The organism is Bacillus sp. GBSW19 (assembly GCF_002998655.1).
Lineage (GTDB): Bacteria > Bacillota > Bacilli > Bacillales > Bacillaceae > Bacillus.
Genome location: NZ_PVRF01000002.1, coordinates 51,870 through 77,574 on the forward strand (window position 1 = coordinate 51,870; position 25,705 = coordinate 77,574).

At 41.7% G+C, this 25,705-nt stretch carries 29 protein-coding genes and 1 pseudogene; 10 read left to right on the forward strand and 20 right to left on the reverse strand.

The window, feature by feature from the left end; genetic code table 11:
* Window positions 1–65: 65 nt before the first annotated feature.
* Window positions 66–1,016 (reverse strand): methyl-accepting chemotaxis protein, encoded by a 951-nt coding sequence (locus C6344_RS19235; protein ID WP_370876321.1) that lies wholly within the window; start codon window positions 1,014–1,016, stop codon window positions 66–68.
* A pseudogene (locus C6344_RS19240) lies at window positions 1,008–2,057 on the reverse strand (HAMP domain-containing protein); the annotation flags it as partial. The pseudogene C6344_RS19240 and the gene C6344_RS19235, both read right to left, overlap by 9 nt.
* Window positions 2,058–2,213: 156 nt before the next feature.
* Here C6344_RS19240 and C6344_RS10060 point away from each other — a divergent pair.
* Window positions 2,214–2,954: a protein-glutamine gamma-glutamyltransferase gene (locus C6344_RS10060; RefSeq protein WP_060597195.1), complete on the forward strand. Its 741-nt coding sequence runs from the start codon at window positions 2,214–2,216 to the stop codon at window positions 2,952–2,954.
* Window positions 2,955–2,975: 21 nt separating this feature from the next.
* On the opposite strand, the gene C6344_RS10065 is transcribed toward C6344_RS10060, so the two are convergent.
* The 6 genes from C6344_RS10065 to C6344_RS10090 all read right to left on the reverse strand — a co-directional run bounded on the left by C6344_RS10065 (window position 2,976) and on the right by C6344_RS10090 (window position 7,155).
* Window positions 2,976–3,224, reverse strand: a complete 249-nt coding sequence (locus C6344_RS10065) for a hypothetical protein (protein WP_106071465.1) — start codon at window positions 3,222–3,224, stop codon at window positions 2,976–2,978.
* A 24-nt stretch (window positions 3,225–3,248) separates the two neighbouring features.
* A complete protein-coding gene (locus C6344_RS10070; protein ID WP_060597197.1) occupies window positions 3,249–4,280 on the reverse strand; it encodes a nitronate monooxygenase in 1,032 nt (343 codons plus the stop codon).
* Between the two features lie 16 nt (window positions 4,281–4,296).
* Window positions 4,297–4,698 (reverse strand): secondary thiamine-phosphate synthase enzyme YjbQ, encoded by a 402-nt coding sequence (locus C6344_RS10075; protein WP_060597198.1) that lies wholly within the window; start codon window positions 4,696–4,698, stop codon window positions 4,297–4,299.
* A gap of 135 nt (window positions 4,699–4,833) precedes the next feature.
* Window positions 4,834–6,126, reverse strand: coding sequence for a hemolysin family protein (locus tag C6344_RS10080; protein ID WP_034659775.1), 1,293 nt, complete (start codon window positions 6,124–6,126; stop codon window positions 4,834–4,836).
* Between the two features lie 48 nt (window positions 6,127–6,174).
* A complete protein-coding gene (locus tag C6344_RS10085) occupies window positions 6,175–6,849 on the reverse strand; it encodes a zinc metallopeptidase (RefSeq protein ID WP_060597215.1) in 675 nt (224 codons plus the stop codon).
* 81 nt (window positions 6,850–6,930) lie between these two features.
* Window positions 6,931–7,155 (reverse strand): YuzI family membrane protein, encoded by a 225-nt coding sequence (locus tag C6344_RS10090; protein WP_060597199.1) that lies wholly within the window; start codon window positions 7,153–7,155, stop codon window positions 6,931–6,933.
* 125 nt (window positions 7,156–7,280) lie between these two features.
* Between C6344_RS10090 and C6344_RS10095 the strand changes: the two genes are divergently transcribed.
* Complete coding sequence (locus tag C6344_RS10095; RefSeq protein WP_060597200.1) at window positions 7,281–8,267, forward strand: potassium channel family protein; 987 nt, start codon at window positions 7,281–7,283, stop codon at window positions 8,265–8,267.
* Here the strand turns inward: C6344_RS10095 and C6344_RS10100 are convergent.
* The 5 genes from C6344_RS10100 to C6344_RS10120 all read right to left on the reverse strand — a co-directional run bounded on the left by C6344_RS10100 (window position 8,264) and on the right by C6344_RS10120 (window position 12,966).
* Complete coding sequence (locus C6344_RS10100; protein WP_034659780.1) at window positions 8,264–8,665, reverse strand: YugN-like family protein; 402 nt, start codon at window positions 8,663–8,665, stop codon at window positions 8,264–8,266. The two genes, C6344_RS10095 and C6344_RS10100, sit on opposite strands and share 4 nt — an antisense overlap.
* 32 nt (window positions 8,666–8,697) lie before the next feature.
* Window positions 8,698–8,916: a spore germination protein gene (locus C6344_RS10105; protein WP_060597201.1), complete on the reverse strand. Its 219-nt coding sequence runs from the start codon at window positions 8,914–8,916 to the stop codon at window positions 8,698–8,700.
* A gap of 110 nt (window positions 8,917–9,026) precedes the next feature.
* The gene (locus C6344_RS10110; protein WP_024423293.1) at window positions 9,027–10,382 is read right to left on the reverse strand and encodes a glucose-6-phosphate isomerase; all 1,356 of its coding nucleotides are present in this window, start codon (window positions 10,380–10,382) and stop codon (window positions 9,027–9,029) included.
* A 126-nt stretch (window positions 10,383–10,508) separates the two neighbouring features.
* Window positions 10,509–11,681 (reverse strand): iron-containing alcohol dehydrogenase, encoded by a 1,173-nt coding sequence (locus C6344_RS10115; protein WP_034659782.1) that lies wholly within the window; start codon window positions 11,679–11,681, stop codon window positions 10,509–10,511.
* Between the two features lie 121 nt (window positions 11,682–11,802).
* On the reverse strand, window positions 11,803–12,966 hold the full coding sequence (locus C6344_RS10120) for an iron-containing alcohol dehydrogenase (protein ID WP_034659783.1): 1,164 nt from the start codon (window positions 12,964–12,966) through the stop codon (window positions 11,803–11,805).
* Between the two features lie 144 nt (window positions 12,967–13,110).
* Between C6344_RS10120 and C6344_RS10125 the strand changes: the two genes are divergently transcribed.
* Window positions 13,111–13,347, forward strand: coding sequence for a DUF378 domain-containing protein (locus C6344_RS10125; protein WP_003212952.1), 237 nt, complete (start codon window positions 13,111–13,113; stop codon window positions 13,345–13,347).
* A 67-nt stretch (window positions 13,348–13,414) separates the two neighbouring features.
* Here the strand turns inward: C6344_RS10125 and yugI are convergent, their stop codons facing one another.
* The 3 genes from yugI to C6344_RS10140 all read right to left on the reverse strand — a co-directional run bounded on the left by yugI (window position 13,415) and on the right by C6344_RS10140 (window position 15,700).
* Window positions 13,415–13,807 carry a S1 domain-containing post-transcriptional regulator GSP13 gene (gene yugI / locus C6344_RS10130; RefSeq protein WP_034659784.1) on the reverse strand — a complete coding sequence of 131 codons (393 nt, stop codon included), beginning with the start codon at window positions 13,805–13,807 and terminating at the stop codon, window positions 13,415–13,417.
* A gap of 198 nt (window positions 13,808–14,005) precedes the next feature.
* The gene (locus C6344_RS10135) at window positions 14,006–15,199 is read right to left on the reverse strand and encodes an aminotransferase (RefSeq protein WP_034659785.1); all 1,194 of its coding nucleotides are present in this window, start codon (window positions 15,197–15,199) and stop codon (window positions 14,006–14,008) included.
* The gene (locus C6344_RS10140; RefSeq protein WP_003213765.1) at window positions 15,200–15,700 is read right to left on the reverse strand and encodes an Lrp/AsnC family transcriptional regulator; all 501 of its coding nucleotides are present in this window, start codon (window positions 15,698–15,700) and stop codon (window positions 15,200–15,202) included.
* A gap of 175 nt (window positions 15,701–15,875) precedes the next feature.
* Between C6344_RS10140 and C6344_RS10145 the strand changes: the two genes are divergently transcribed.
* Window positions 15,876–16,700, forward strand: coding sequence for an alpha/beta fold hydrolase (locus C6344_RS10145; protein WP_034659788.1), 825 nt, complete (start codon window positions 15,876–15,878; stop codon window positions 16,698–16,700).
* Here the strand turns inward: C6344_RS10145 and C6344_RS10150 are convergent.
* Entirely contained in the window at window positions 16,697–16,957 is a 261-nt protein-coding gene (locus tag C6344_RS10150) for a YugE family protein (protein WP_003213422.1), read from the reverse strand. The genes C6344_RS10145 and C6344_RS10150 overlap by 4 nt on opposite strands.
* A gap of 83 nt (window positions 16,958–17,040) precedes the next feature.
* On the opposite strand from C6344_RS10150, the gene C6344_RS10155 reads away from it, so the two are divergent.
* Both C6344_RS10155 and C6344_RS10160 read left to right on the forward strand, forming a co-directional pair.
* Window positions 17,041–18,216 (forward strand): MalY/PatB family protein, encoded by a 1,176-nt coding sequence (locus C6344_RS10155; RefSeq protein ID WP_034659792.1) that lies wholly within the window; start codon window positions 17,041–17,043, stop codon window positions 18,214–18,216.
* Between the two features lie 133 nt (window positions 18,217–18,349).
* The gene (locus C6344_RS10160; protein ID WP_034659793.1) at window positions 18,350–19,642 is read left to right on the forward strand and encodes an ATP-binding protein; all 1,293 of its coding nucleotides are present in this window, start codon (window positions 18,350–18,352) and stop codon (window positions 19,640–19,642) included.
* On the opposite strand, the gene C6344_RS10165 is transcribed toward C6344_RS10160, so the two are convergent.
* A complete protein-coding gene (locus tag C6344_RS10165; protein ID WP_034659795.1) occupies window positions 19,643–19,822 on the reverse strand; it encodes a hypothetical protein in 180 nt (59 codons plus the stop codon).
* A 90-nt stretch (window positions 19,823–19,912) separates the two neighbouring features.
* On the opposite strand from C6344_RS10165, the gene kapB reads away from it, so the two are divergent.
* Window positions 19,913–20,305, forward strand: a complete 393-nt coding sequence (gene kapB, locus C6344_RS10170) for a kinase-associated lipoprotein KapB (protein WP_034659797.1) — start codon at window positions 19,913–19,915, stop codon at window positions 20,303–20,305.
* Here kapB and kapD read toward each other — a convergent pair.
* The gene (kapD, locus tag C6344_RS10175) at window positions 20,302–20,919 is read right to left on the reverse strand and encodes a 3'-5' exonuclease KapD (RefSeq protein WP_034659799.1); all 618 of its coding nucleotides are present in this window, start codon (window positions 20,917–20,919) and stop codon (window positions 20,302–20,304) included. The two genes, kapB and kapD, sit on opposite strands and share 4 nt — an antisense overlap.
* Before the next feature lie 217 nt (window positions 20,920–21,136).
* Between kapD and C6344_RS10180 the strand changes: the two genes are divergently transcribed.
* The 3 genes from C6344_RS10180 to C6344_RS10190 all read left to right on the forward strand — a co-directional run bounded on the left by C6344_RS10180 (window position 21,137) and on the right by C6344_RS10190 (window position 24,754).
* A complete protein-coding gene (locus tag C6344_RS10180; RefSeq protein WP_249117089.1) occupies window positions 21,137–22,315 on the forward strand; it encodes an MFS transporter in 1,179 nt (392 codons plus the stop codon).
* Window positions 22,316–22,423: 108 nt separating this feature from the next.
* On the forward strand, window positions 22,424–24,325 hold the full coding sequence (locus C6344_RS10185; protein ID WP_045210149.1) for a transglycosylase domain-containing protein: 1,902 nt from the start codon (window positions 22,424–22,426) through the stop codon (window positions 24,323–24,325).
* An 18-nt stretch (window positions 24,326–24,343) separates the two neighbouring features.
* A complete protein-coding gene (locus C6344_RS10190; protein WP_034659802.1) occupies window positions 24,344–24,754 on the forward strand; it encodes a thiol-disulfide oxidoreductase DCC family protein in 411 nt (136 codons plus the stop codon).
* A 243-nt stretch (window positions 24,755–24,997) separates the two neighbouring features.
* On the opposite strand, the gene C6344_RS10200 is transcribed toward C6344_RS10190, so the two are convergent.
* A complete protein-coding gene (locus C6344_RS10200) occupies window positions 24,998–25,555 on the reverse strand; it encodes a DUF5366 family protein (protein ID WP_106072923.1) in 558 nt (185 codons plus the stop codon).
* Window positions 25,556–25,705: the final 150 nt, after the last annotated feature.

Here is a 25,705-nt window from a genome sequence, read left to right on the forward strand (position 1 = left end):
GCTGAAAACGATGTTTAAACATAAAAAAAATACCCAGACAATTCTGGGTATTTTTTCATCATTTTTTAATCAATTTTAAATTGACTTGTGAGCTCTTTTAGTTCCTCTGCCATGTTAGCAAGTGTCACAGAAGAAGATGAGATTTCTTCCATAGATGCCAGCTGCTCTTCAGCAGAAGCCGCAATGTCCTGAATGTTTGCCGCACTTTCTCTAGAGACTTGGCGCATCTCCTGCATAGCTTGTGAGACAAGCTTTGAACCGCTCGATAGATCAATCGCTGTATCGTTTAATTGAGTCAGTTTTTTCGACATTCCTTCTGCCGCCTCATAAATGTTCTGGAAGCTTTCTTTTGCTTCTTCTGTCATACCGAGTCCTGCATGTACTTCTCGATTGACCGTTTTGAACATATCTTGAGATTTAGCAATTTCTAACACAATTTCTTGAATGAGCTTTTCAATTTCTTTCGCTGAATCTGCGGATTGGACAGCTAGTTTTCTCACTTCTTCTGCAACGACGGAGAAGCCGCGTCCTGATTCACCTGCTCTTGCTGCTTCGATGGCTGCATTTAGCGCAAGTAAATTCGTTTGATCTGCAATGCCGTTAATAACATTTAAAATGCTCGTAATATCTTTAGACTTGTATTCTAATTGTTTCATGACTTGTTCTGCTTCTTGTACAGATGTATCAATATGTTTCATTTGGCTCGCTGTGCTTTCAACAATTCGGCCGCCTTGACCAGCAGCCTCTGTCGATTGAAGTGAGACAGCAGCCACTTCTGATGACGTATGTGACATGTCTTGTAACCCTTCATTCATTGCCACAAGCTGATTCGTACTAGATTCGACTTTCTCGTTTTGTGCTTCATTTCCATTTGAAAATTGTTCAATCGACATCGTGATATGTTCAGTTGCTTGACTTGTTTGGCTGGCACTTGCCGTCAGCTCCTCGGAAGCGGAAGCCACATTGTCGACAGATTGCTGTACCGCTCGAATGACGTCACGGAGGGATTCACTCATTTTGCTAAAGCTTCTTGTCAGCTCTCCTATTTCATCCTTCGATTTGGTTTCAAGGGTTTCGGTTAAATCCCCTTCACTCACTTTGTTTGAGAAATCAACAAGCTTTCGAAGTCCAATTGTGATGGATCGAACGATAAAGAAGATCGCAACGCCGCCAAGGATAAATGAAGAAATTAAAAGAATAATGGCAGAATTCCAAACTGGCTGTGCTGCTTCTTCTGTTTCTGATACAAACATCGTTCCAGCAATTTTCCAACCTGTTAAATCATTTGTCACAAAAACAAGACGCTTTTGTTCTCCTTTATTCTCATAAGTTGACGTTCCTTCTTTTCCGCTGTAAAGGATAGATGAAATATTTTCAGTGACCTTAGATCCTGACTTTTCTTCTGGATGAGCCACAATTTGTTTATTTTTATTCGCAATAATTGGATATCCTTGTCGTCCAATTTTAATCTCTTTTATTTTATTGACAATGTCTTGCACATCAATGTCAATTCCGATCGCTCCCGACCCGTCCTTCAGACGCTGGGCAATCGTGACAACCATGCCGTTTGTTGTGGCAGAGATGTATGGATTAGTAACAACTGGCTTACCACTGTCATCCTGCATAGCTAGTTGATACCAATCACGCGTTGTTGGATCATAGCCTTTTGGCATGTCTACTTTAGGAAACTGAATGAAATCACGCTTTTTACTTGCTGCATAAAAGCCAACCACATCATCTTCATTGATTTTACTGTATATCTCGAAATGCTCATACAGTTCGTCCTGGTTGTTCTTCTTAAAGTCTGCAGCAGTAGATGTTTCAGTAAAGAGTTTTACTGCGTTTTCCTTATTGATAAGCTTTTGCTGAATCATGTCATTCAGTTCATTGACTCTTGTGTTTGCTCCGTACATGATTTCATGATCTAATTCTTCTTTGGCAATCTGATATGAAATCGTACTGAGTGTAATAATTGGCAAGACAAGAACGAGCGTGAATGAAATAATCAGTCTCTTAGAAATCGATGGTTTTTTCAACCATTTTATTGCATTTTTCATGTTTTTCCTCCTTTTAAACGATATGTTATATATCGGACATCTTCATATTATTTTCATGTTTTTCAATTAAAAAGGATGCCTTTTTGTTTATTTTCACAAATTGATTCCTTGCCCAAGCATCTTGCATACGCTAATACAAAAGGGGGCGCTTTTCATATGATTATTCTTTCAGGACAGCCAGTGACAAATGAGCAGCTGGCTTCATTTCAGCTAGAGGGACAAAAGCGGATCATTTTGATGCAGTTACAAGCCTCAAATGATACGTTCCGCTACAGGCAAGCATCTGATTTGTTATTTGAGGTCACATTGAGATCGAACATTATGAATGCTGCAAGAGATTTGCATAAAAGTGGTGCCTCATTTGCCATCTTCCAAAAATCTCGTGCAAATGATGCCTTTTGGCGTGTATCGGAAGCAGGAGCACTAGAGCTGCGCTATCAAGTGGAACCATCTAGAGGAATTAAAGACATTTTTGAAAATGGCTCACAATATGCATTTGAATGTGCCACAGCCATTGTGATCGTATTTTATATGGGGGTCTTGCAAACGGTAGGAGACGAGAAGTTTAACCGAAGGCTTCGCAGCTTAACCCTGTATGACTGGCATTATGATACATTGTCGATTTATACAGAACGCGGGAATGACTTTATCTATGGGGATTGCTTATATTTTGAAAATCCAGAGTTTAGCTATCAGCAGTCACAGTGGCGCGGGGAAAATGTGATTTACTTAGGAGAAGATCAATATTACGGACATGGACTTGGGATTTTAACAGCGGCAGAAATTATCGACAAATTGAATAAGAGAAGGCGGCCAGGTGCTGTTCAATCTGCTTATCTATTGCCGCAGACCACCCGGATGGATGTGATTTATCTCAGGCAAATGTTTGGCAGCTAAAAAAAGCCTCTTGTCTATTGGTTATGACAAGGGGCTTTTGTATGCCTTGCGTTTACGATAATCTTGCAGCGTGCCAAGCATCTTGTTCGCAAGGATCTCCATTTTTTCTAAGTCTTTTCTTGTGACCGGCGGATCGTGCCGGCTCCATTTTACGTAACGAACAAAATAGTAATGACGAATGGGCGTAAGGACGGCAGAAGAGTACGGAAATTCATCAAACCAAAATTCAATTTGTCCTTTTTTTCGGTATGAATGCTTTAAGATGTCCATCCTTTCACACCACCCAACATGAATTTATATATGCGTCAGTTCATGCATGATCTCCTCAACGGTTAAAATCGAGTGAATACGGCTAACGCCCTGTCCTGCCCAAAGAGCCATTTGATCAGGGTTTCCTGCAGCCGCGGCTGCTTTTCGCATCGGTGTCGTCCATACATGCTGAACCGGATAAGGAAGAACCCTATCTTCATTCTGTCTTTCTTCCTCCATCCACTGATTCACAATTCCTCTTGCTCTTTTCCCAGAAAAAAGCCTCGTGATCTTTGTTTCACTGCTTTCTGCCTGTAAAATCGCCTTTTTGTATACGTCTGCCGCAGCACTTTCCTGGCTGGCTAAAAATCGTGTGCCGATTTGAACCGCATCCGCTCCAAGCGCTAGAGCGGCTTTCACACCTGCTCGTTCTGTGATCCCGCCTGCGGCGATCAATGGCACATGACAGAGCGGCTTGACGTCAGAGATCAGACTAAAGAGTCCCACCAGGGCATCTCCTTTTGCAGGTAAAAAGGTACCTCGGTGCCCCCCTGCTTCACTTCCTTGCAGAACAATGGCATCCATCCCTTTTTCCTCTAAAAGCAGTGCTTCCTCTTTTGTTGTGGCGGTTCCAATTAAAAAGATCCCCTTTTGTTTTAAGCGATGAATCGTTTGTTCATTTGGACAAGCGAAGGTAAAGGAAACGACCGGTACGTCTTCTTCCTGAATAATGTTGATTTTCTGTTCAAAATCATCCCACAATTCCTCTTGGCTCGGCAGCCTATCAGCGGCTGGTCGTGCAGGCAGTCTCTTCTCCCAAAATGCCACATCCTCTTTTTTGACTTCTGGAATTGGCTCTGGTACAAATACATTGACCTGAAACAGGCGAGTTGTCAGCTGTTTGACCTGTCTGATCTGCTGCCTCAAATTGTCAGGCTGCACATATCCACTTGCCAAACTGCCAAGTCCCCCGTACTGTGAAACAGCGGCTGCCAGCTGCGATGTCACGGCGCCTCCTGCCATTGGCGCTTGAATAATTCCATATTTGATTTGCAGTAATTTCGTGATATCTCCCATTTATTTCCCCCATCTCTTATTCGTTTGAAGACACCTGTATATAAAAATGGCGATGTCTCGGCCCGTCAAACTCACAGAAATAGATTCCCTGCCACGTGCCAAGTACAAGATCACCATGATTGATGAGAACATGCTGCGTAGCACCCATATAGCTCGCTTTCATATGTGCGGCTGTATTTCCTTCCATATGGCGGTCCTTCGGATGTTCCCACGGAAAGACTTCGTCAAGCCTCCGGAGCATATCTCGTTTCACATCTGGGTCCGCATTTTCATTAATGGTCATCCCTGCTGTCGTATGAGGACAGTAGACGATGACGGTTCCGTTTTGAATACCTGTTTCCTTGACATATTGATGGATCTCGTTCGTCACGTCGATCATCTCATCGCGTCTATTTGTTTGTACATTGATTTTTTTCATATGAGCGGCTCCTTTTTGTCATTTCTATAAAACCATACCCTTTTTATGTGAAATAAATCACTGCTTATCGGCAGAAGGCATTCTCTTACCTAAAGTTTACCAACTAAAAAAACCTCGTCAAGTGTTACGAGGTTTTTAGAAAAAGTGAACCTTTTTGATTTCAATGGTCCGAATATGATGGTCTTCTGCATCTATGATGGTAAATTCACAGCCTTCTGCTTCAATCGTATCTCCAATCTCAAAATCAAATTTATGTGTCATCATCCAGCCAGCAATTGTATCAACATCATCATTCTCAATGGCTAAATCCAATAAATCATTTACTTCATCAATCAAGGCTTTCCCATCCATTACATAGTGGAAGTCACCTTTTTTGACGATATGAGGTGTTTCATCTTGATCATATTCATCCCGAATTTCGCCCACGATTTCTTCTAAAATGTCCTCTACTGTGACAAGACCGGCTGTTCCTCCATATTCGTCTACGAGCACTGACATATGAATTCGTTCCTTTTGCATCAAAATGAGCAATTCTTGAACAGGAGTACTTTCAATCACCCGAATCACCGGACGCATTAAGTCTTCAATCGTCACATCTTGATTCAGGAAGCTCGCCTTAAACACATCTTTGCTATTGATGACACCAATCACATGATCTTTGTCTTCTTTAATAACAGGGTAGCGTGTGTATCTTTCGTTCAGCATATAATGCGTCATGTCTTCAAGCGTCTGTTCAACCTCTATGGCTGAAATTTCTGTACGAGGGATCATGATCTCTCTCGCCACCCGGTTATCAAATTCAAAAATTTTATTCACATATTTGTACTCAGATTGGTTAATTTCGCCCTTCTCATAGCTTTCAGATAAAATGAGACGCAATTCTTCCTCACTGATCGCCACTTCATGTTCTTTGACAGAATGAAAACCGAATAATTTCACAATGCCTCGTGCCGCCCCATTTAATGCTTTAATAAACGGGTACATGACTTTATAGAAAAAGATGAGTGGCTTTGCTGTCACAAGGCTGACGGCCTCTGCCTTTTGAATGGCAATCGTTTTAGGCGCCAGTTCTCCCACAACGACATGTAAAAACGTAATGATCACAAATGCGATGATAAACGATAGGATGTCGGTTAATGCGGAATGAAGCCCTAATTCCTCAAACAGCGGATGCAGAAAATGTTCCACCGTCGGCTCGCCCAGCCACCCTAAGCCTAAAGCGGTGATGGTAATTCCGAGTTGACAGGCAGATAAATATTCGTCGAGATTTGATATGAGCTTTTGTACGTGGATGGCTCTCTTATCACCGCTTTCAATCAGCTGATTGATTTTAGAGCCTCTAATTTTCACAATCGCAAATTCAGTGACAACAAAAAATGCTGTCGCAGCAATAAGTAATATGACTAAAAATACGTTTAAAATATACAAAAAAACCCTTACCTAACAATGGTAAGGGCTCACCTCCTCTGGCATCAATTAATCATTACGGCCATTTAGGAAGATCATTACAAAACGGAGCAATTCAAACAAGGAAACAAGGGCCGCTGCGACGTACGTAAGAGCTGCAGCATTTAACACCTTGTTCACGCCTCTTTCTTCACTGCTTCTAATGATTCCTTCTGAAACAATGATATCTTTTGCACGAGAACTTGCATTAAACTCGACAGGCAATGTCACAAGCTGAAAAAACACAGCCGCTGAGAACAAAATGATCCCAAGCCCGATTAAGTTAAGGCTGCCGAGCAAGATTCCTCCAAGGAAAAGAAGCGGGGCAACACCAGATGCAAAGTTCACGACAGGGAAGATCTTATGTCTCAAGACAAGCGCACCATAGGACTCCTGATGCTGCAAGGCATGTCCAACCTCGTGTGATGCGACTGAAATGGCCGATATGGAATGACCGTAGTACACAGGTTCAGATAAGCGAACCACACGCTGCGTCGGGTCGTAATGATCAGTCAAAGTTCCTCTTACCGGTTCAACAGGCACGTCATATAACCCGTTGTGATCTAAAATATGTCGAGCGGTTTCCGCACCTGTTTTCATACTGGATGCTTCAACCTTTGAATACTTTTCAAAATTATTCTTTACTTTAAATTGTGCCCAAAATGACAATCCCAATGCGGCAAATGTTAAAAAATAAAAAAACAGCATGCTCATCAGCTTCCTTTTTATTTTATATATTTATTTACAATTTTAATGACTTTTATGTAACGTGTACAGAAAAAAGCACTAGGTCTTTTTAAGGGGAATAACCGCACCAATGAAAAAGAAGAACACACCTAAGCATGCTGTATAAAAGGTCACTGTTCCGTATAGGTCTTGAAAAAAGTGCAGCCATGAAAAATCACTCATAAAATGATTCACAGCATTTAAGTCAAACACGAGCAAGATCACAGCTGATGATAAAAAGTGCGCACCGATAAAAAGAAGTACGGTCTTTTGAACGAACGACATTCGCATTCCCTCCTTCTTCTCTCTTATTTTAAGATATGGGATCTGTTTCAATACATGACGAAGATGAAAAAATGTTCCTCAATCGGGCATACTGACATTAGCAGTCTCCTGAAAGGAAGAGTCCGATGAAATCAAATCGTATCTTTATCGCTTGGCTAAGGTGGCCACTCTATCTTCGAATTGCCATCATCATCTGTTTCTTGCTTCTTTTTTTTGGACAATTAATCGTTTTGCTTGAACCGAAGCAGTATCATACGATCTTTGATGGGATCTGGTGGGCGCTCATTACAGTCTCTACGGTAGGCTATGGTGATTTTGTGCCGCAAACCATGCCTGGACAAGTAGCGGGTATGGCTCTGATTTTGATCGGCGCAAGCTTTGTCACAGCTTATTTCGCCACGCTTGCCGCCGCTGTGTTCAGCAAGCAGCACCATTATGTAGAAGGAAAGGTCGCCTTTAAAGGGAAAGGACATCTCATTATCGTCGGCTGGAATGAGAAAACGAACAAACTGCTTCAGTCGTTTCAAACGATTGATCCAGCTATGCCGATTGTGCTGATTGATGACTCCTTGAAGGAAGGGCCACTTTTAGAGAATGTTCATTTTATTAAAGGGCATGGCACCGAAGATGTCACACTTCGCAAAGCCAATATTACCAGTGCAGATGCACTGATGATTACCGCAGATCAGCACGAAAATGAAGTGACAGCTGATATGCAGAGTGTTTTAACATTACTTGCAGCAAAAGGATTAAATCCTTCGCTATACTGTTTAATTGAAATCTTAACAGATCGTTACGTGAAAAATGCCGAGCGTGCTGGTGCCAATCAAGTCATTCATACCTCTGATGCAGTCAATCATTTAATGGTCGAACATTTTCTTCTAAAGGAACAGTTCAAAGCGTTAAAGAAAAAAAGACATATGACCTTGCATAAACACGTCACCATCATACCGGTTCCAGCTTCGTTAGCCGGAGAAACATTCTTAACAGTGCTCCATCACTTTTTAGAGCATCATGTGATCATTGTCGGTGTACAAAAAAAAGAAGGACCCATGATGAATCCTCCCTTTGGATATGAGCTTCATCCAGAGGATGAACTGATCAGCCTTTAAAGCAGTGCGTCTTCTAATTCCTTGACGAGTGAAAAGCCAATCTCAGTATAAGCTTTTGATACATCTCCATCTTTCTCTTTTGGTTCTTGGAATTGGTTAAAGGATGCTCCCACATTTCCAACCATCGCATGATCATCTAACTTATCTTGATATACATGCTTTAAGAGAAATGGATCTCCCATTTTCACCACAACGCCTGGCTGATCCAGCTGGCCTTTTTCGGCTGTAAAAGGAACTCTGAGAAAAGTATAGCCATCACGGTTATCAATTTTATAATCAAAGTACCCGTGATCATAATCCCAGTTGCCATTAATGACATAACCGAGCGGCTTCATGGTCTCTTCTAAATGGTAAAGTGAAAAGCTTTCACCAGGCAGCCTGGATGGTACATGAATCATACGAAACCCTCCTTTTTGTATAATAGGGTTCGTTAAAGAGAGGAATTCATACATCTACCTCTTGTGATTTGTACATTGTTTGTAAAAGCAGCATCAAATAAGCTTTGATTGGATAATTGATTCGTCTCGTTCACACTGCCAGCACCTTCAGTATCCTTGACAGCACTCATAGGACAAATACGTCCGACATTGCCAAAGTTGACGATTGCCTGGTCAGAAATATCGTGAATGTAAATATGATTCGTTCTCATGTTTCACCCTCCTCTACTCATTATTCTATGTACAGAGCATGAGGAAGCTTGCACAGGAACCGTGAGAAAACAAAAAAGGCACACCTTTCAAAGGTGTGCCTTTTTTACTCTTACGATTGTTTCAGGCGGCTTTCAAGCTCGGCTTTTTTCTCTTCGAAGCCTGGTTTTCCTAATAAAGCAAACATATTCACTTTATAAGCTTCTACTCCAGGCTGGTCGAATGGATTGACGCCTAGTAGATATCCAGACATCGCACATGCTTTCTCAAAGAAGTAAACGAGGTATCCGAATGTATAAGCATCCATCTCAGGAATTGTGACGATAAGATTCGGTACTTTTCCATCTGTATGAGCAAGCATCGTTCCTTCAAATGCTTTTTTATTAACGAAATCAACCGTTTTTCCTGCTAGATAGTTCAAGCCATCAAGGTCTTGTTCTTCTGCTTCAATGACAAGCTCATGGCGAGGTTTGTCTACATTGACGATTGTTTCAAACAAGTCTCTTCTTCCTTCTTGAACATATTGACCAAGTGAATGAAGATCTGTTGAGAAGTTCGCAGATGAAGGATAAATTCCTTTTTCATCTTTTCCTTCACTTTCACCGAATAATTGCTTCCACCATTCTGCAAAGTATTGCAGGCCTGGCTCATAGTTAATCAGCATTTCAATCGTTCTGCCTTTATTGTAAAGGACATTACGGACGACAGCATATTGGTATGCCGCATTCTCAGAAAGCTCAGATGAAGCGAAGTCTTCGCTTGCTTTTGCCGCGCCTTCCATCATCTGATCAATGTCTGCACCGCTCACAGCGATTGGCAATAGACCAACTGCTGTTAATACAGAATAGCGTCCACCTACATCATCAGGGATGATAAATGATTCGTAGCCTTCTTCCGTTGCTAATGTTTTCAGTGCACCGCGTGCCTTGTCAGTTGTCGCATAAATACGTTTTTTCGCTTCTTCAGCACCGTATTTTTCAATGAGGAGCTTTTTAAAGATGCGGAACGCAATCGCTGGCTCTGTTGTTGTTCCAGATTTTGAAATGACGTTAATAGAGAAATCTGCATCTTCCAATAGATCCATCACATCTGTTAAATAAGAAGAACTGATGTTGTTTCCAATAAAGATGATTTGCGGCGTCTTGCGTTTGCCTTTTGGCAGCGTGTTATAGAAAGAGTGGTTCAAAAATTCAATCGCCGCACGTGCGCCGAGATAAGAGCCGCCGATTCCGACAACAAGCAAGACATCAGAGTCAGACTTAATTTTATCTGCACTTTTTTTAATGCGGGCAAATTCTTCGCGATCATATTGCTTCGGTAAGTCAACCCAGCCTAAATAATCACTGCCTGCACCCGTTTGTTCATGAATATTATGATGGGCCACCTTCACAAAATCTTTTAAATATGTAAGCTCATGTTCTTGAAAGAAAGGTAACGCTTTCGAGTAGTCAAATTGAATATGTGTCATCGCTTGTAAGCCCTCCATTACGTTAGTTCTGTCCCTTTCACTTTAGCGGAACTAGCTATTGAAATCAAGTGATCGTCACTGGCATAGCAAAAAGCCGTTTCTCTCTATGAGAAACGGCAAGCAGGATTATAAAGAAGCTTTCAAAATAGAAAGAATGTCATCACGACCAAGTTTCATAAAGTTACCAAAACCACCGTATTCCATTTCTTTCGCCGCAATGTCGGCAATTTTGTCCAGCTGATCTTCACCAATGTCATAATCCGCTAAACGACTTGGTGCACCGAGGCTTGTCCAGAAGGCTGACAGCTTGTCGATTCCTTCTAATGCGATATCACGATCTGATTTTCCTTCTGTCTCGATGTCAAACATGTTCAGCATGAGGTTTTTAAAGCGTTCCACATTGTGATCGAGTGTATGACGCATCCAATTTGGGAAGAGGATGGCAAGTCCGCCTGCATGCGGAATGTCATAGACAGCCGATACCGCATGCTCAATCGTATGGGACGCCCAGTCTCCAAAGTAGCCCATTTGCAGCGTGCCATTTAAAGCGATCGTTCCTGCATAAAGGATCGTTTCACGGTGCTCATAGTTTTGTAAGTCTTCAAGCAGTTTTGGTGCTGTCTCGATGACTGTTTGAAGAACAGCAAAACACATTCGATCCTGTAGCGGCGTGTTTTTTACATTATGGAAGTATTGCTCGAAGACGTGGCTCATCATATCGACCATGCCGTACACCGTCTGGTTTTCTGGCACAGAATATGTATGCTCAGGGTCTAGAATGGAAAAAGCAGGATGAGTGACTGAACTGCCCCACACATATTTTTCATTTGTTTCCCAGTTTGTGATGACAGAGTCTGGATTCATTTCTGAACCGGTTGCTGCAAGTGTCAGTACTGTGCCAAATGGCAATGCTTTTTGAGCGGTTGTTTTCTTAGAGATAATGTCCCACACATCTCCGTCATACTCTGCTCCGGCTGCAATCGCTTTTGTACAGTCAATCACACTGCCGCCGCCAACAGCTAATAAGAAATCAATTTTTTCATTTTGGCAGATGTCGATTCCCTTTTCCACTGTGGTAAGGCGCGGGTTTGGTTCAACACCTGACAGCTCAAATACTTCAGCTTCTGCTTCATTTAACGCGCTGATCACATTGTCATAAAGACCATTTTTCTTAATGCTGCCTCCGCCATATACAAGTAACACTCGTTTTCCATAACGAGCGAGTTCGCTCTTTAGTCCTTCTAGTTGTCCTTTTCCAAACATTAATTTCGTTGGATTATAGTAAATAAAATTTTCCATCTGTTGATACATCTCCTTACAGCGTATATATCCAAAAACATGAAAGACTACTTTAACATATGTACACGTCGAACTCAAAAAAAGATAACTGCTCGAAAGCAGCTATCTTTTGGTTGGTCGATTATAAAGAAGCATTCAAAATGGCTAGAACATCTTCTTTGTTTAGCTTTTTAAATTGACCAAATTCACCGCGTGCCATTGCACGGTCTGCAATTAAATCAATTTTCTCATCGTTGATATCATAGTCCGCTAAACGGCTTGGTGCACCAAGACTTGTCCAGAAAGCTGACAATTTGTCGATTCCTTCTAAGCCCACTTCTTCGTCTGTTTTGCCCGCAGGGTCCACATCGAATACACGTACCGCTAATTGTTTAAAGCGGCCTGGGTTTTCCTGAATGACATGCTTCATCCAGTTCGGGAACAAGATCGCAAGTCCGCCGGCATGAGGGATATCATAAACAGCAGATACCGCATGCTCAATGTTATGAGAAGCCCAATCACCGCGTGCCCCCATTGACAGCATTCCATTAAGGGCAATGGTGCCAGTGAATAAGATGGTTTCACGCAGCTCATAGTTCTCTAGATCGTTGATCAGCTTCGGTGCTGTTTCAATGACCGTACGAAGAAGCCCTTCACACATACGGTCTTGATAAGGTGTATTTTCCGTGTGATGGAAATATTGCTCGAACACATGTGACATCATGTCAACCATGCCATAAATCGTATGGTTTTTTGGCACAGTGAATGTGTTCACTGGATCAAGAATAGAGAATTTAGGGAAGACTGCTGGACTTCCCCAGCCATATTTCTCATTTGTTTCCCAGTTTGTGATCACTGATCCAGAGTTCATTTCAGAACCTGTTGCAGCAAGTGTTAACACAGTACCGAACGGAATAGCTTCCATTGGGACATGCTTACGCGTCACGATATCCCAAGCATCTCCATCGTACTTCGCTCCAGCTGCGATCGCTTTCGTTGCATCAATGACACTGCCGCCGCCGACTGCCAAAATAAAATCAACGTTGTTCTCTTTGCAAAGCTCAACCCCTTTTCTTACTGTTGTTAAGCGCGGGTTTGGCTCAACACCAGCAAGTTCAGTGATTGCAGCTCCTGATTCTTTTAGGATGCTGACAACTTGGTCATAAAGGCCGTTTCGTTTAATACTGCCTCCACCATATACAAGTAATACGTTTTTTCCGTAGTGTTTGAGTTCATCTGAAAGGGCTGATACTTCTCCCTTTCCAAACATTAATTTCGTTGGGTTCCAATAAGTAAATCGATCCATTTGATCTCCTCCTCGCGCTACATTATGCGCCTCAATCATTCCAAAAGTAAAGTAATTTGCTTTAATCCATTTTCTTACGCATAGTTTGGCTAAAAATCTGCAAAATATAAATGTATTGATGCTGTAGCGAAAGGAGGAATCACGATGAGTGCTATTCAGCGTATTGCCCTCGTGCTCACGATTATCGGTGCTATTAACTGGGGACTAATCGGCTTTTTTCAATTTGACTTAGTAGCAGCGATCTTTGGCGGACAAGGCTCTGCATTATCACGTATTATTTATGGTCTTGTTGGAATTGCAGGTCTTGTTAACCTTGGTCTATTGTTCAAGCCAAGCGAAGAAGCTGTTCGCCGTGACGAGCCGAATCCAGAGGTTCGCTAAACAAAAAGACATAAAAAAGGCCGCCTATACGAGGCAGCCTAAGGCACCGTTTGAAGCGGTGCTTTTTTTATTTCTTGATAAGATCTTTACGGTTAGATTGCTCAATCCACTCTTCAAGTTTATCTTTAAGTGTATTGAAACCTTGTGGTGCAGCAGCTTCTTCTTTCACTTGCTGTGGTCTTTGTTTCTTTGGTTTGCTTTCTTTTCTTTCAGGTGCATCTTGTGTAGCACGGATAGAAAGGCTGATTTTACCTGCTTTTTCATCAACAGAAAGAACTTTTACTTGTACTTCGTCACCAATTGAAAGGTGCTCGTTGATGTCTTTTACAAAGCCATGTGTTACTTCAGAAATATGCACAAGTCCTTGAGTTTCTTCATCTAATGCAACAAACGCACCATACGCTTGTAATCCTGTTACTTTACCAGTGTAAACACTGCCTACTTCAAACTTTGTCGCCATGATAACAACTCCTAAATAAATGTTTTAATATTCGTTTATACGCAATTAAAAACTATATCATAGAACGGTCAGTTACGCAAAATATTTTTTAATTGGGTTTAGATCAGTTCAAAAGGGGGAATACCTGAAAACAAGAATGCTTTCTAGTATTCCCCCCTAATTTGAGAGGCATGAGTCCTAATGGATTGATGCCTTTTTTTATTTTATGATGACAGGTGCTTCTTCTTTCACTTGTCGTTCCTGCAAAAAGCGCTGGATTCTTGAAAGTGATTCCTGAAGATGGTCAAGAGACGAAGCATATGAACAGCGAATATGACCTTCACCACTCGGCCCGAAGACATTACCAGGGACAACAGCTACTTTTTCACTCAGGAGCAGCTCCTCGGCAAATTGTTCTGACGTCATGCCCGTCGTTTTAATGGACGGGAAAGCGTAAAATGCGCCGTTTGGCTGGTGGCATGTCAGCCCCAGTTCATTCAAAGAGCCGACAAACAAATTACGGCGCCTTCTGTAGCTTTTCTTCATTTTCTCTACATCTTCAAGTCCATTTTTCAAAGCTTCTTCTGCTGCATATTGTGCCATAGCGGGCGCACACATCATAGAATATTGGTGTATTTTCAGCATAGCATCGCGCAGTACAGGTGGTGCTGCCACATATCCTAAGCGCCAGCCTGTCATGGCAAACCCTTTTGAAAAGCCTGAAATCAGGATCGTTCTTTCCTTCATATCTTGAATTGCAGCTACGCTTGTAAAAGCTTCATCATACGTCAGCTCTGCGTAAATCTCATCCGTGATAATGAGAAGGTCATGCTCTTTTGCAAATTGAGCAATATCTTCAAGCTCTTCCTTTGAATAGACAGAGCCAGTTGGATTTGATGGTGAGCAAAGCAGGATCGCTTTTGTCTTAGGCGTCAGCTTCGTGCGTAGATCCGCCGAGTCTGCTTTGAAATCTTTTTCAGCCGAGGTACTTAAATAAACAGGTACTCCGCCTGCAAGTGTCGTAAGGGCCCCATATGCTACGAAACAAGGCTCTGGAATGATCACTTCATCCCCACTGTTTAAAATCGCACGAAAGGCCAAATCAAGTGCCTGGCTTCCGCCAACTGTGATAATAAGTTCTTCTTCAGGACTGTAGTCAATGTGAAACCGCTTATATAAATAGTGACTCAGTTCTTTTCGCAAAGATAACAACCCTGCGTTCGCCGTATAAGAGGTAAGCCCTTGTTCTAATGACATAATACTTGCTTCTCTGACATTCCAAGCTGTCACGAAATCTGGCTCGCCGACACCAAGGGAAATGACCCCTTCCATTGTGGCTGCCAAATCAAAGAATTTCCGAATACCTGACGGCTGAATGCTTTGTACCGTTTCAGATAAATAAGACTTTTTCATTTAAGGAGACACCACGATTCTTTTGTCATCGTCTCCTGTTTCAAACACTTTCCCATCATGTTTATATCTCTTCAAAATAAAGTGGGTAGTTGTTGAAACCACGGAATCAAGTGTCGATAATTTTTCAGATACGAAGCGGGCAATATCAGACATAGATCTTCCGCGGATCACAACAGATAGATCATAAACACCTGACATGAGATAGACAGACTCCACTTCCTGAAAGCGATAAATACGTTCAGCAATTTCATCAAATCCGACGCCTCTTTTTGGTGTCACTTTTACATCAATCATTGCTGTGACGCCTTCATGACCATCCACTTTACGCCAGTCAATCATGGTTGAATAATCAATAATGACTTTTTGATCTTCTAGTTTTTGAATAATGGCTTCTGCTTCTTCTGTTGTCACGCCTGCCATTTTTGCAATTGTATTTAAATCGGCGCGGCTATTTTCATCTAAAATCTCTAATATTTCAGTTTCTTTTTCTGTTAGTTTCATTTGATTTCACACCTCAGATTGTAAAAGCTAGTTTTAAAAAATCTTCTGAACATTATAGCACGTTTTTCCCATTATGCTAAGCAGGGAAAAGATGCTAACCATAGCTTAAAATCCACTTTTTAGGGTACAATACAGTCACCTAACAGAGAGAGTATCAAGTATCGGAGTGATGAGTGTGGACTTTGTTCAGCCAGCTTATATGAAAAGTAAATTCGGTTTAGATATCTATTATGAGCACTATCCAAATAAGGGGAAGAAAACATTGATCTTAATTCACGGACTCTTCTCTTCTACCTTCAGCTATCGAAAGCTCATCCCGCTTCTGAAACAAGACTTCAATTTAATTGCAATTGATCTGCCGCCGTTTGGACAGTCCGAGAAGTCGAATACGTTTATTTACAGCTATCGCAACATGGGAAAGATCATTATTGAGCTAGCTGGTTACTTGCAGATTCAGCATGCGATCCTAGTGGGTCATTCGATGGGCGGCCAAATTGCTTTATACGCTGCATCTGAACGGCCAGACCTATTTGAAAAGGCGGTACTTTTGTGCAGCTCAGGGTATTTAAATAAATCAAAGAGATCGCTTGTTTACAGCACATATATTCCTTATTTTTATCTCTATCTTAAAAGAAAGCTCTTGAAGCAAGGCATAATGAAAAATTTAACCGCTGTTGTACATGATCATTCCATCATTGATCAAGAGATGGTGGACGGATATTTAAAGCCTTTTTCTGATGATCAAATTTTCCGAGGAATTTTCCGCTTGATTCGGCACCGGGAAGGCGATTTGACCTCGGATGTCCTAAAGAAAATGGAGACACCAGTGCTGCTCATTTGGGGTGAGGAAGATCGGATCGTTCCCATTCAAATAGGAGAAAGACTGCACAAGGATCTGCCAAACTCGACCTTGCATGCATTAAAAAAAACCGGGCACCTCGTTCCTGAGGAAAATCCGGTCTTTGTGTCTGATCAAATCGGACATTTCAGCCTGTCTTAGCGTGTGCAGGAGCTGCTGTCTCGTATGACGAAAAGCTGATTCGCTATATGTTGACAGCTTTCGAAAGGCAGGAGCTGCTCAAATGAGTGATGATAAATGGCTTGAATGTCTTTTGCTAAAGATAAAGAGTCTTCTGCGTCGTATAATGCACTGATGACGTCAGCAGGCTCCGTTTCATAAAAGTCCTCTCCATATTGAAAAGGGTCCCATGCCTTAATAAGTTGAATCATCTCTTCTACAGCTTGACTATCTTTCATCGGTATCACCGCTTATAATAAATTTTGTGATGTTTATTTTAGCACAACCAACAATGGTTGAAAAACGGCTAGAGGTGGGTTTCATGAATTTCGACGAACAGATCATACGTAAAGGTTCAAAATCAGTGAAATGGGACCAAGCAGAGTCTTTGTTCCTGACAACAGATGCGCTGCCGATGTGGGTGGCAGATATGGATTTTAAAGCGCCGCAGGTCGTCCTTGATGCATTGAAAGAGCGATTGGATCATGGCGTATTTGGCTATGCCTTTCAAGACCAGGATACGCAGCAGGCAGTAGCCGAATGGCTCAAAAGAAGACACGGGTGGTCGATTCAGACAGAAGCCGTCACCTTCACACCAGGGATCGTCACGGCACTTAGTTTTGCTGTCCAAGCCTTTACAGCACCGAATGACGAAGTGGTCATACAGTCACCAGTGTATACGCCTTTTTATCAAATGATTGAGCGAAATGGACGTACAGTCTCAACCAACCCTTTAAAAATAGAAAACAACCGCTATCTTATGGATTTTGATGATTTAGAGAAAAAACTGAGCAGACCAGAAGCGAAGCTCATGTTCCTATGTCATCCGCATAATCCGTCCGGAAGAGCGTGGACAAAAGAAGAATTAAAGCGAGTAGGAGACTTATGTGTCAAGCATGGTGTCACAGTCGTTTCAGATGAGATTCATTCTGATTTGATGCTATACGGAAAGCCGCATGTGCCATTTGCTAGTCTTTCTGACGACATAGCACATATCACAGTGACGTGTATTGCACCAAGTAAAACATTTAATTTAGCTGGCCTCCAAGCATCTGCCATTATCATTTCCGATGAAGAAAAAAGAACCCTTTTCACCAATGAATTGCAAAGAAACGGACTAGCCAAACTGAATGCATTTGCGATTCCTGCGATGGAAGCAGCATACCGCCACGGGGATGAGTGGCTCGATGCACTTGTTCTTTATCTCGAAAGCAATATGAAAATGGCGATGGACTATATTGACGAACACCTTCCAAATATGCGTTATATGAAACCAGATGCTTCTTATTTATTGTGGCTGGACATTCGGGATTATCAATTCAGTCAAGCGGAATTGAAACGGAATCTGCTGAAAAAGGGCAAAGTGATCCTAGAGCTTGGTCACGTGTATGGACACGAAGGAGACGGCTTTATTCGGATGAATCTCGGCTGTCCTGCTTCAACAGTCAAAGAAGGATTGAAACGCCTTCATCAAGCGTTCACGCGATCATCTGAATAAGCCCTATACGATCGAAAGAACATCCTAACGGGTGTTCTTTTTAAAGAAAAAAACCCTCCTTTTATCATATCTACTTTGTACATGAGATGATATAATGAGAGGAATTACAATTATTTACGAGGAGAGCATTTAAATGGAAATGTTCAAGGATTTTCTGCTCCATGTATCTTTTATTCTATTTCCAATCTTTTTATATCATGCGCTATGGCTAAGCCGGACCCCTGCTCATTTCCCAAAAACGAATAAACTGCTCATCACAGTATTCGCATCCATCTCTTCAGCACTATGTATTATATATCCAGTTGGTTCGATTTTAGATTTGCAGACTGGGCTTCAATCCATCCCTCTTGTACTTGCCATTTTATACGGAGGGTACACTGCTGGGATCGTCGCCATCTTGATAAGTTCCATGGTCAAATTCGTGATGTATGGCTCCTTCTTATGGGTTGGAATCATTGTTGTTCCGATTTACTTTTTCATCCCATTTCTGTTCTACCGGAAATGGCGTCAATATTCGAAGCTGAAAAAGCTGATGTATGGAGTGCTTATCGGTTTATCCAAAGGATTCTTTATTTACATTGGACTGTTTGCGGTCAGCTTAATGGAATACAGCCCAGCCTTTATTATGCAGCAAAAGTTACTTGAGTTATTTTTCTCAACCCTTTACTACATATTCTTTCTTGTGCTAAGTATCTATTCCATTGAATTCGTCAAAGAAAATGCGCAAATGAGAACACAGCTCGTCCAGTCAGAAAAGCTGACCATTGTAAGTGAACTCGCTGCAAGCGTTGCCCATGAAGTACGCAATCCGCTGACAGTGGTGAGAGGCTTTATCCAATTGCTCTTTTCTAGTGACAATACAAAAGAGCCGTCAACCAATAAAGATTATAAAAATCTCGTTCTGTCAGAGTTAGACCGGGCGCAGGATATTATCACGAGTTATCTTGACATTGCGAAACAAAATTATTATCAAATTGAATCTCTCAATCTATCTAAATTACTAGAGGAATGTGCATCACTGATGACATCCTATGCGAATTTCAAATCGGTCACGATTCATCAATCCATTGAACCAGACTTATACATTCAAGGGGATGAAACGAAGATCAAGCAAGTCATGATTAATTTAATCAAAAATGCGATTGAAGCAGCCCCAGAACACGAAGGGGAAATTGAACTTTTTGCTTCAAAAGAAAATCATAAAATATGCCTTTATTTCGTGGATAACGGTGTAGGAATGACAGAAAGCCAAATGAAAAAGCTTGGCGAACCATATTACACCCTGAAAAATAAAGGGACTGGACTTGGGCTGACAGTGACATTTTCTATCATTGAAAATCACCATGGAACCATTCGTTTCAAAAGCTCGCTGCAGTCTGGTACAACCGTCACCGTGAAGTTTCCTGAAGATACAAGAAGAAAATGATCAATCCATTTTTTTTGTCCTTTTTTCATCTATCCGCTCCTGCTTCTTAGACGCACGAACGATCAGACGAAAGCAAATAAATGCAGCAATAAAGAAAATCACCGTGGTGATTGCCGCTGGGATGTACTCCCTTTTATCTTCAGGAAAATACAGTAGAAAGAGTGCGATGAACGACAGCATTCGCCATTCCCCCTTTTGCTCGTTTACTTCACTATATTGGCTAAAAGAAATGAAATACCTTCCTGCGAGAAGGAAATGGAGGAATTTCACATGACAGACATTCAAATTGGACAAGTTGTGAAAGGATTTTACAAAACAGGTGTTTACGTTGGGGAAGTGACAGCAGTGAAACCATCGACCTATCTCGTTCAAGTAAAAGCCGTTCTGACACATCCCACTCAAGGCGACCTGCATCACCCAAAAGAAGCAGACGTGCCTTTTTTCCAAGAGAGACGGGCTTTGGCCTATCGTGAACAGACGAATATCCCTCATCATATGGTGAAGCCTTATGATGGCGGTATACCAGATTATCAAGTATCACTAAAAGAAGCTGTAGATAAATTAAAACAAACGCTCCATGCGGATGATTCCAAATGGGCTGAAAAATCAAGAGCATGCCTATCTTCTCTCGAAAAAGATTATTTTCCAGAAGACGCCCGCTAATCAGCCGAATCAAAAAAGTGTGAGAAATCGATCAGCTCACCAATTTTGGTTGTTTGCGGATTTTCCACATAGGCTCTGTCTTTTTCAAAAAGGGTTAACAGCTGATAAGTCGTCATGGCATCATCAAGTGCTTTATGATGCTTACCAGCTTCTTCACTGCCGTATTCCTTTGCCGCTTTGCGAAGCCCTGTCAGTGTACGATCACCAAAAAAGGTTTTATACTCAAAGGCGAGGTCCCTCAGCTTTCCCTTAAAAGGAAAGGCGATGTGATTGAGCATACAGTTTTGCTTCAGCACCTTCATGTCCATATTGCCCCATGTAATAATCTCACAATCCTCTCCCTCATCAAGCGACACGAGCTTCTCGATAAACGCCTCAAAGGAAATTCCGCTCTCTACATCCTGCTGCGTAATGCCGAGGAACGATTTACAGCGTTTCGTCAGCTTCGGAAACTTTTTCGGTTTGACGTAGCTAGAGAACGTGTCTATAATCGTTTCACTTGCCGCTTTCACTACCCCAGCTTCAATAATTTCAGGAAAAAAATTTTGTGGATGATACTTTCCATCAGGCATCGTAAATTCAAAATCGACCACAAGCACCGCCTTCTGTTCCACCAGTCTCACCTCACTTTCTCGTCAGTTTTTCATCCTGATATCATTATATTAAGACGGACCTTGAAATCACTTCATTTTCTTGAAAATAATGCAGATTCACTATGCCCAACCTATCATCAGATGAAAGATCGTTTATTTTCCTTTATAATTATTAAGGAACACGAAATAAATAAAGAAGGTGGTCTCTATCACAAACAGGAAGAAAAACTTGTACATCATGTGGTTTGTGAACTTTTTTGTATCTGCCAGCATTACAATGATCGTCCCTTTTTTATCACTTTACATAGAATCTCTTGATAGCAGCTATTCAAATGAATTTGTCCAAAGGTGGAGCGGCTATGTCTTTGGGGTCACGTTTTTAACGGCCTTTCTGATTTCTCCGATTTGGGGACGGATTGGTGACCGTCATGGTTATAAAAAGATTTTGCTCATTAACGGAATTGGGATTGCAACAAGTATTCTATTAATGGGGCTTGTGCAAACCGTTTATCAGCTATTCGCACTGCGGCTCTTCATGGGGCTTGTCACAGGCTTTATCTCGACTTCGATGGCACTGATCTCTGCACAGACGGAAAAGGCAACTGCAGGTAAAACCCTTGGAACGATGCAGATGAGTAATGTTGCCGGGGGGTTGTTTGGTCCATTAATGGGCGGATTCATGGCAGACAGCGTCGGATTTATTTATACGTTTTTCCTCACAGCTACTGTCATTTATGTGTCAGCTATTGTGATTATTTTCGGAGTGAAAGAACAGCCCATCCGTTCAAAAGAAGCAAAGCGCGTTTCTTACTCACGGAAGGATGTACTCGTTCATATTTTCAAACAGCCTTTGCTTGTGGTCACGATGCTTTTAACGTTTATTACACAAGTAGGGAACTTTAGCATTCAGCCACTTTTGGCTTTATACATTCATGATTTACACGGTCCTGTTAATCTCGCATTTTATGCGGGTCTTGCGTTCTCTGCAACTGGACTTGGCAATTTGCTCTTTACACGAAAATGGGGAGATCTCGGAGATCGAATTGGTCACGACAAGGTGCTGCTTGCCCTTCTCATCCTCTCCTCTATTTTATTCATCCCGCAAGCGATGGCGGATTCCTATGTGATGTTAGTACTTTTCCGTTTTCTATACGGAATGGCACTTGGCGGGATTATTCCGTGTACGACAGCGTATATTCGGATCAAAGCACCTGCCTCTATGCAAGGGGAAGTGCTCGGATACAATGTCAGCTTCCGCTTTCTTGGGAATGTCGTCGGTCCGGTGATTGGCGGCATTGTGGCGAGTCATTATGGGATTCCAGCTGTCTTTTATGTCACCGCCGGAATTTTTCTGTTTGGCGCGTTATTTTTATGGGCGGTCCGCTCGCATGGGAAGACAAAAGAAAGGAGTGTCTGATCCAGCATCAGGTACTCTTTTTTCATGTGTAGAAGCCTTATTCACTAGTCTTCAAGCCCATTCTTTTCTAAAAATAACCTTCTCGTATTCGCAAAAGAATGGTACGATATGGCTAGAAAATTGAAGAAAGTGAGTGACCTCATGTTTCGTGCAATCATTGGTTGGTTATTACTTGCTGCCCTCATTCCATTATTTGTTCTTACTTTTTATCTATCAAAGGAAGAAGCTGCAAGTGTCAAGCCTGTTAACGAAGTGCTTGATCAAAAAATCAAGCTGGAAAAGATAGATTTTTCCCAAAACAGTTATATGTATGATCGGGATGGTTCTCTCATCTCTGAGATCGTATCAAACGATGAAAACCGAGTGTTCGTGACGTATGATAAAATTCCTGATTCTGTGAAGGAGCTGTTCCTCCGCTCAGAGGACCGGAACTTTTATGACCATAAAGGCATTGACTTTATGGGGGTTGTTCGTGCCCTTGCCTCAAATGTCAAAAACCATGGCATCAGCCAAGGAGCGAGTACGATCACACAGCAGTTATCCCGCAACTTATATTTAAGCCATGAACGTTCGTTCACCCGAAAGTTTACAGAGCTTCTCTATTCCTATGAATTAGAGCGGAAATTCTCGAAAGATGAAATTCTCGAAAGCTATTTAAATACGATTTATTTCAGTAATGGTGTTTACGGTGTCGGTTCTGCGGCTAATTACTATTTTGATAAGCCGCTTAGTTCTTTAACGCTTGCACAGATGGCATTTATCTCTGCGATTCCAAACAACCCAACACTGTATGACCCATTGAAACAATTCAAGCACACGAAGAAACGCCAAGAACGACTGCTTGGTATTTTAAAGAAAGACGGCGTCATTACCAAAAAGCAATACAAAAAAGCCGTCAAAGAAAAAATCAGCCTGTCCTTAAGTGAAAAGAAAAACCTTTATCCTGACTATGTGACATATACCAATGAGGAATTTACCGATCTTGTGTCAGATCAGGAAGGCTTCACAAAACGATTGAAGAAAGCCAAAACAGATGGAGCAAAAAAAGCCATTCAAAAAGAATTATCTGAAAAAGTTAGTGCCCTGCTTCAGGATGGTGTCAAAATTTATACGGCACTTGATCCTTCCTTACAGCAACGAGCCGTCTATCAGCTCAATGCGCAACTCCCTTACCAAGGTGTAGAAGGCGGATCAGCGGTCATTAATCATGAAACGCATCAAATTGTTGCACTTGCTGGCGGAAAAAACTATAAGAAGTTTGATTTCAACTACGCCTATCAAGCGCAAAGACAGCCTGGTTCTGCAATTAAGCCGCTTTTAGACTATGGTCCTTACATCGACCAAACCGGTGCAACAGCTTCAAGCAAAATCAGTGCCGGCAAGTTTTGCAGCAGCGGATACTGTCCGCAGAACTATAATCATAAAACGTATGGAACTGTCACACTTGAAACAGCCTTTAAGAACTCTTACAATACCCCTGCGATCCGAATGCTGGATACAGTCGGTGTCAAAAAAGGCTTCAGCTATTTAGAGAAATTCTCATTCGAGCATATCGTAGCGGATGATTATCGCCTTCCTTCTGCACTTGGCGGATTTACGAAGGGCTTCTCACCGCTAGAAATAACAGATGCGTATACCGTCTTTGGTAATCAAGGAGCTTACACGCAAAGTCATTCGATCACAAAGGTAACAGACTTAAACGGTAAGACCCTTTACAAGTGGAAAGAGTCACCGAAGCAAGTGTATTCTCAGCGGACAAATGACACCATGCGTAAACTGCTTGCCTCCGTTGTAAAAAGCGGAACAGGGAAAAAAGCGAATTTCAGTTCCCCTTACATTGGTGGTAAAACAGGGACATCCAATGACTACAAAGACATTTGGTTTGTTGGACTGACAGATCAATATACAATGGGTGTATGGGTTGGAAGAGATAGAGGAACGGTTGAATCAATTTACAGCTCCAGCCCGCACTTACGTATTTGGAAAAATACGATGCAATACGCCAGATAAACAGGAGGTTTGATTGCAATGCATTCAACACATCCACCCCATTTAATTTTATTTGACGGTGTCTGCAACGTGTGCAGCGGCGCTGTTCAGTTTGTGATTAAGCGTGATCCAGATGAGCGAATGATGTTTGCTTCATTACAATCAGATACAGGGCAGCGCATTTTAAAAGAAAACGGTTTGCCTTTAGATGAGTTCAATTCATTCATTTATATTGAAAAAGGCACCCTTTATACGAAGTCGACAGGCATCTTAAAAGCCACGCGGCATTTAAAAGGGATCTACAAATGGAGTTATTTACTCATTGCCATTCCCCGCCCTATCCGTGATTGGTTTTATGAGCGGATGGCGAAAAATCGCTACAAATGGTTCGGTCAAAAAACATCTTGTATGATGCCTACACCCGATATTCAAAAACGGTTTCTTTCATAAAAAAGCATCCTCCGATGGTGGAGGATGCTCACATTGTTGACAAAGGGCTAAAATGATTTTTATTTTAGCCCTTTGTCTTCTTTTCAGCGTGACCTGAAAACCTTTGCAGTCTAGGAAGGACGAGTACCGGAGCGGAGCGAATTGAACATTCGTGAGCACCGGAACGCAGCCCTGACACCGAATGCGAGGGTTTGTCTACACGCTGAGCATCCTCCGATGGTGGAGGATGCTTTCTTTGTCTGTTTAAGAAGGCAGACTCGCCATAACACTGTTATAAAGCTTAATAAATAAGTACAAAATGCCGATTAAAAACGTGGCCCAAAACAGAAGAATAAACATCATAAATCCAATTAAATTCAGCATGGAAAGCGATTGATAAATGCGAACCACAACCCAGATAAAATAGACAAGACTTGCTAAAACAAACAGTCCGACAAGCAGAATCAGCTGATGCGTCAACAGAAATGCAAGCAAGCTGGCAAATAAATAAACAACGGATGCAATCCGAATTTTCTTTAAGTTCTCCCCTTCAGGATCTTTCGCGAAAAAGAGTAGTGCCAGCTCTAACACCGTATCTGCAATCAGTTTCAAGGCAGATAAAATCATAAAATAAACAAGTGCAAAAGCAGCAAAAAGAGCAAGCCTGATGCCCTGTTCCGAGAAAAATTCCAGCATTCCTTTTAAAATACCTGTTTGAGTCAAGAAATCAGTCGTGATCCCTACTGTGAAAATCGAAAAAGCAGAGCTGAATAGTAAAATCGAAATCAGCGGAAAATATCCAGTCAAATATGTATTTTTCATAAATAGATCCTTTCTCATAAGCTCACATTTATTATGGCTCACTTAAAACGGATTGACAAGATGCTTTCAAAGTAAACTGGCAGCAAAATCAAATTTGTGATTTTGCACGTACATTCCTTCACAAACTTACATTTTCCCGTTAAAGTATTA

Coding starts and splice junctions, on each gene's coding strand:
- C6344_RS10140 (WP_003213765.1), bottom strand. CDS start 15,700: ATGAAACTAACAGAAAAAGAAACTGAAATATTAGAGATTTTAGATGAA.
- C6344_RS10070 (WP_060597197.1), bottom strand. CDS start 4,280: ATGGGAGATATCACGAAATTACTGCAAATCAAATATGGAATTATTCAA.
- C6344_RS10065 (WP_106071465.1), bottom strand. CDS start 3,224: ATGGACATCTTAAAGCATTCATACCGAAAAAAAGGACAAATTGAATTT.
- C6344_RS10185 (WP_045210149.1), top strand. CDS start 22,424: ATGGCTAGAAAATTGAAGAAAGTGAGTGACCTCATGTTTCGTGCAATC.
- kapB (WP_034659797.1), top strand. CDS start 19,913: ATGACAGACATTCAAATTGGACAAGTTGTGAAAGGATTTTACAAAACA.
- C6344_RS10110 (WP_024423293.1), bottom strand. CDS start 10,382: ATGACACATATTCAATTTGACTACTCGAAAGCGTTACCTTTCTTTCAA.
- C6344_RS10060 (WP_060597195.1), top strand. CDS start 2,214: ATGATTATTCTTTCAGGACAGCCAGTGACAAATGAGCAGCTGGCTTCA.
- C6344_RS10125 (WP_003212952.1), top strand. CDS start 13,111: ATGAGTGCTATTCAGCGTATTGCCCTCGTGCTCACGATTATCGGTGCT.
- C6344_RS10100 (WP_034659780.1), bottom strand. CDS start 8,665: ATGATTCATGTACCATCCAGGCTGCCTGGTGAAAGCTTTTCACTTTAC.
- C6344_RS10135 (WP_034659785.1), bottom strand. CDS start 15,199: ATGAAAAAGTCTTATTTATCTGAAACGGTACAAAGCATTCAGCCGTCA.
- C6344_RS10155 (WP_034659792.1), top strand. CDS start 17,041: ATGAATTTCGACGAACAGATCATACGTAAAGGTTCAAAATCAGTGAAA.
- C6344_RS10150 (WP_003213422.1), bottom strand. CDS start 16,957: ATGAAAGATAGTCAAGCTGTAGAAGAGATGATTCAACTTATTAAGGCA.
- C6344_RS10115 (WP_034659782.1), bottom strand. CDS start 11,681: ATGGAAAATTTTATTTACTATAATCCAACGAAATTAATGTTTGGAAAA.
- C6344_RS10090 (WP_060597199.1), bottom strand. CDS start 7,155: ATGTCGTTCGTTCAAAAGACCGTACTTCTTTTTATCGGTGCGCACTTT.
- C6344_RS19235 (WP_370876321.1), bottom strand. CDS start 1,016: ATGAGTGAATCCCTCCGTGACGTCATTCGAGCGGTACAGCAATCTGTC.
- C6344_RS10095 (WP_060597200.1), top strand. CDS start 7,281: ATGAAATCAAATCGTATCTTTATCGCTTGGCTAAGGTGGCCACTCTAT.
- C6344_RS10180 (WP_249117089.1), top strand. CDS start 21,137: ATGTGGTTTGTGAACTTTTTTGTATCTGCCAGCATTACAATGATCGTC.
- C6344_RS10165 (WP_034659795.1), bottom strand. CDS start 19,822: ATGCTGTCGTTCATCGCACTCTTTCTACTGTATTTTCCTGAAGATAAA.
- C6344_RS10120 (WP_034659783.1), bottom strand. CDS start 12,966: ATGGATCGATTTACTTATTGGAACCCAACGAAATTAATGTTTGGAAAG.
- C6344_RS10190 (WP_034659802.1), top strand. CDS start 24,344: ATGCATTCAACACATCCACCCCATTTAATTTTATTTGACGGTGTCTGC.
- C6344_RS10200 (WP_106072923.1), bottom strand. CDS start 25,555: ATGAAAAATACATATTTGACTGGATATTTTCCGCTGATTTCGATTTTA.
- C6344_RS10075 (WP_060597198.1), bottom strand. CDS start 4,698: ATGAAAAAAATCAATGTACAAACAAATAGACGCGATGAGATGATCGAC.
- C6344_RS10105 (WP_060597201.1), bottom strand. CDS start 8,916: ATGAGAACGAATCATATTTACATTCACGATATTTCTGACCAGGCAATC.
- yugI (WP_034659784.1), bottom strand. CDS start 13,807: ATGGCGACAAAGTTTGAAGTAGGCAGTGTTTACACTGGTAAAGTAACA.
- C6344_RS10160 (WP_034659793.1), top strand. CDS start 18,350: ATGGAAATGTTCAAGGATTTTCTGCTCCATGTATCTTTTATTCTATTT.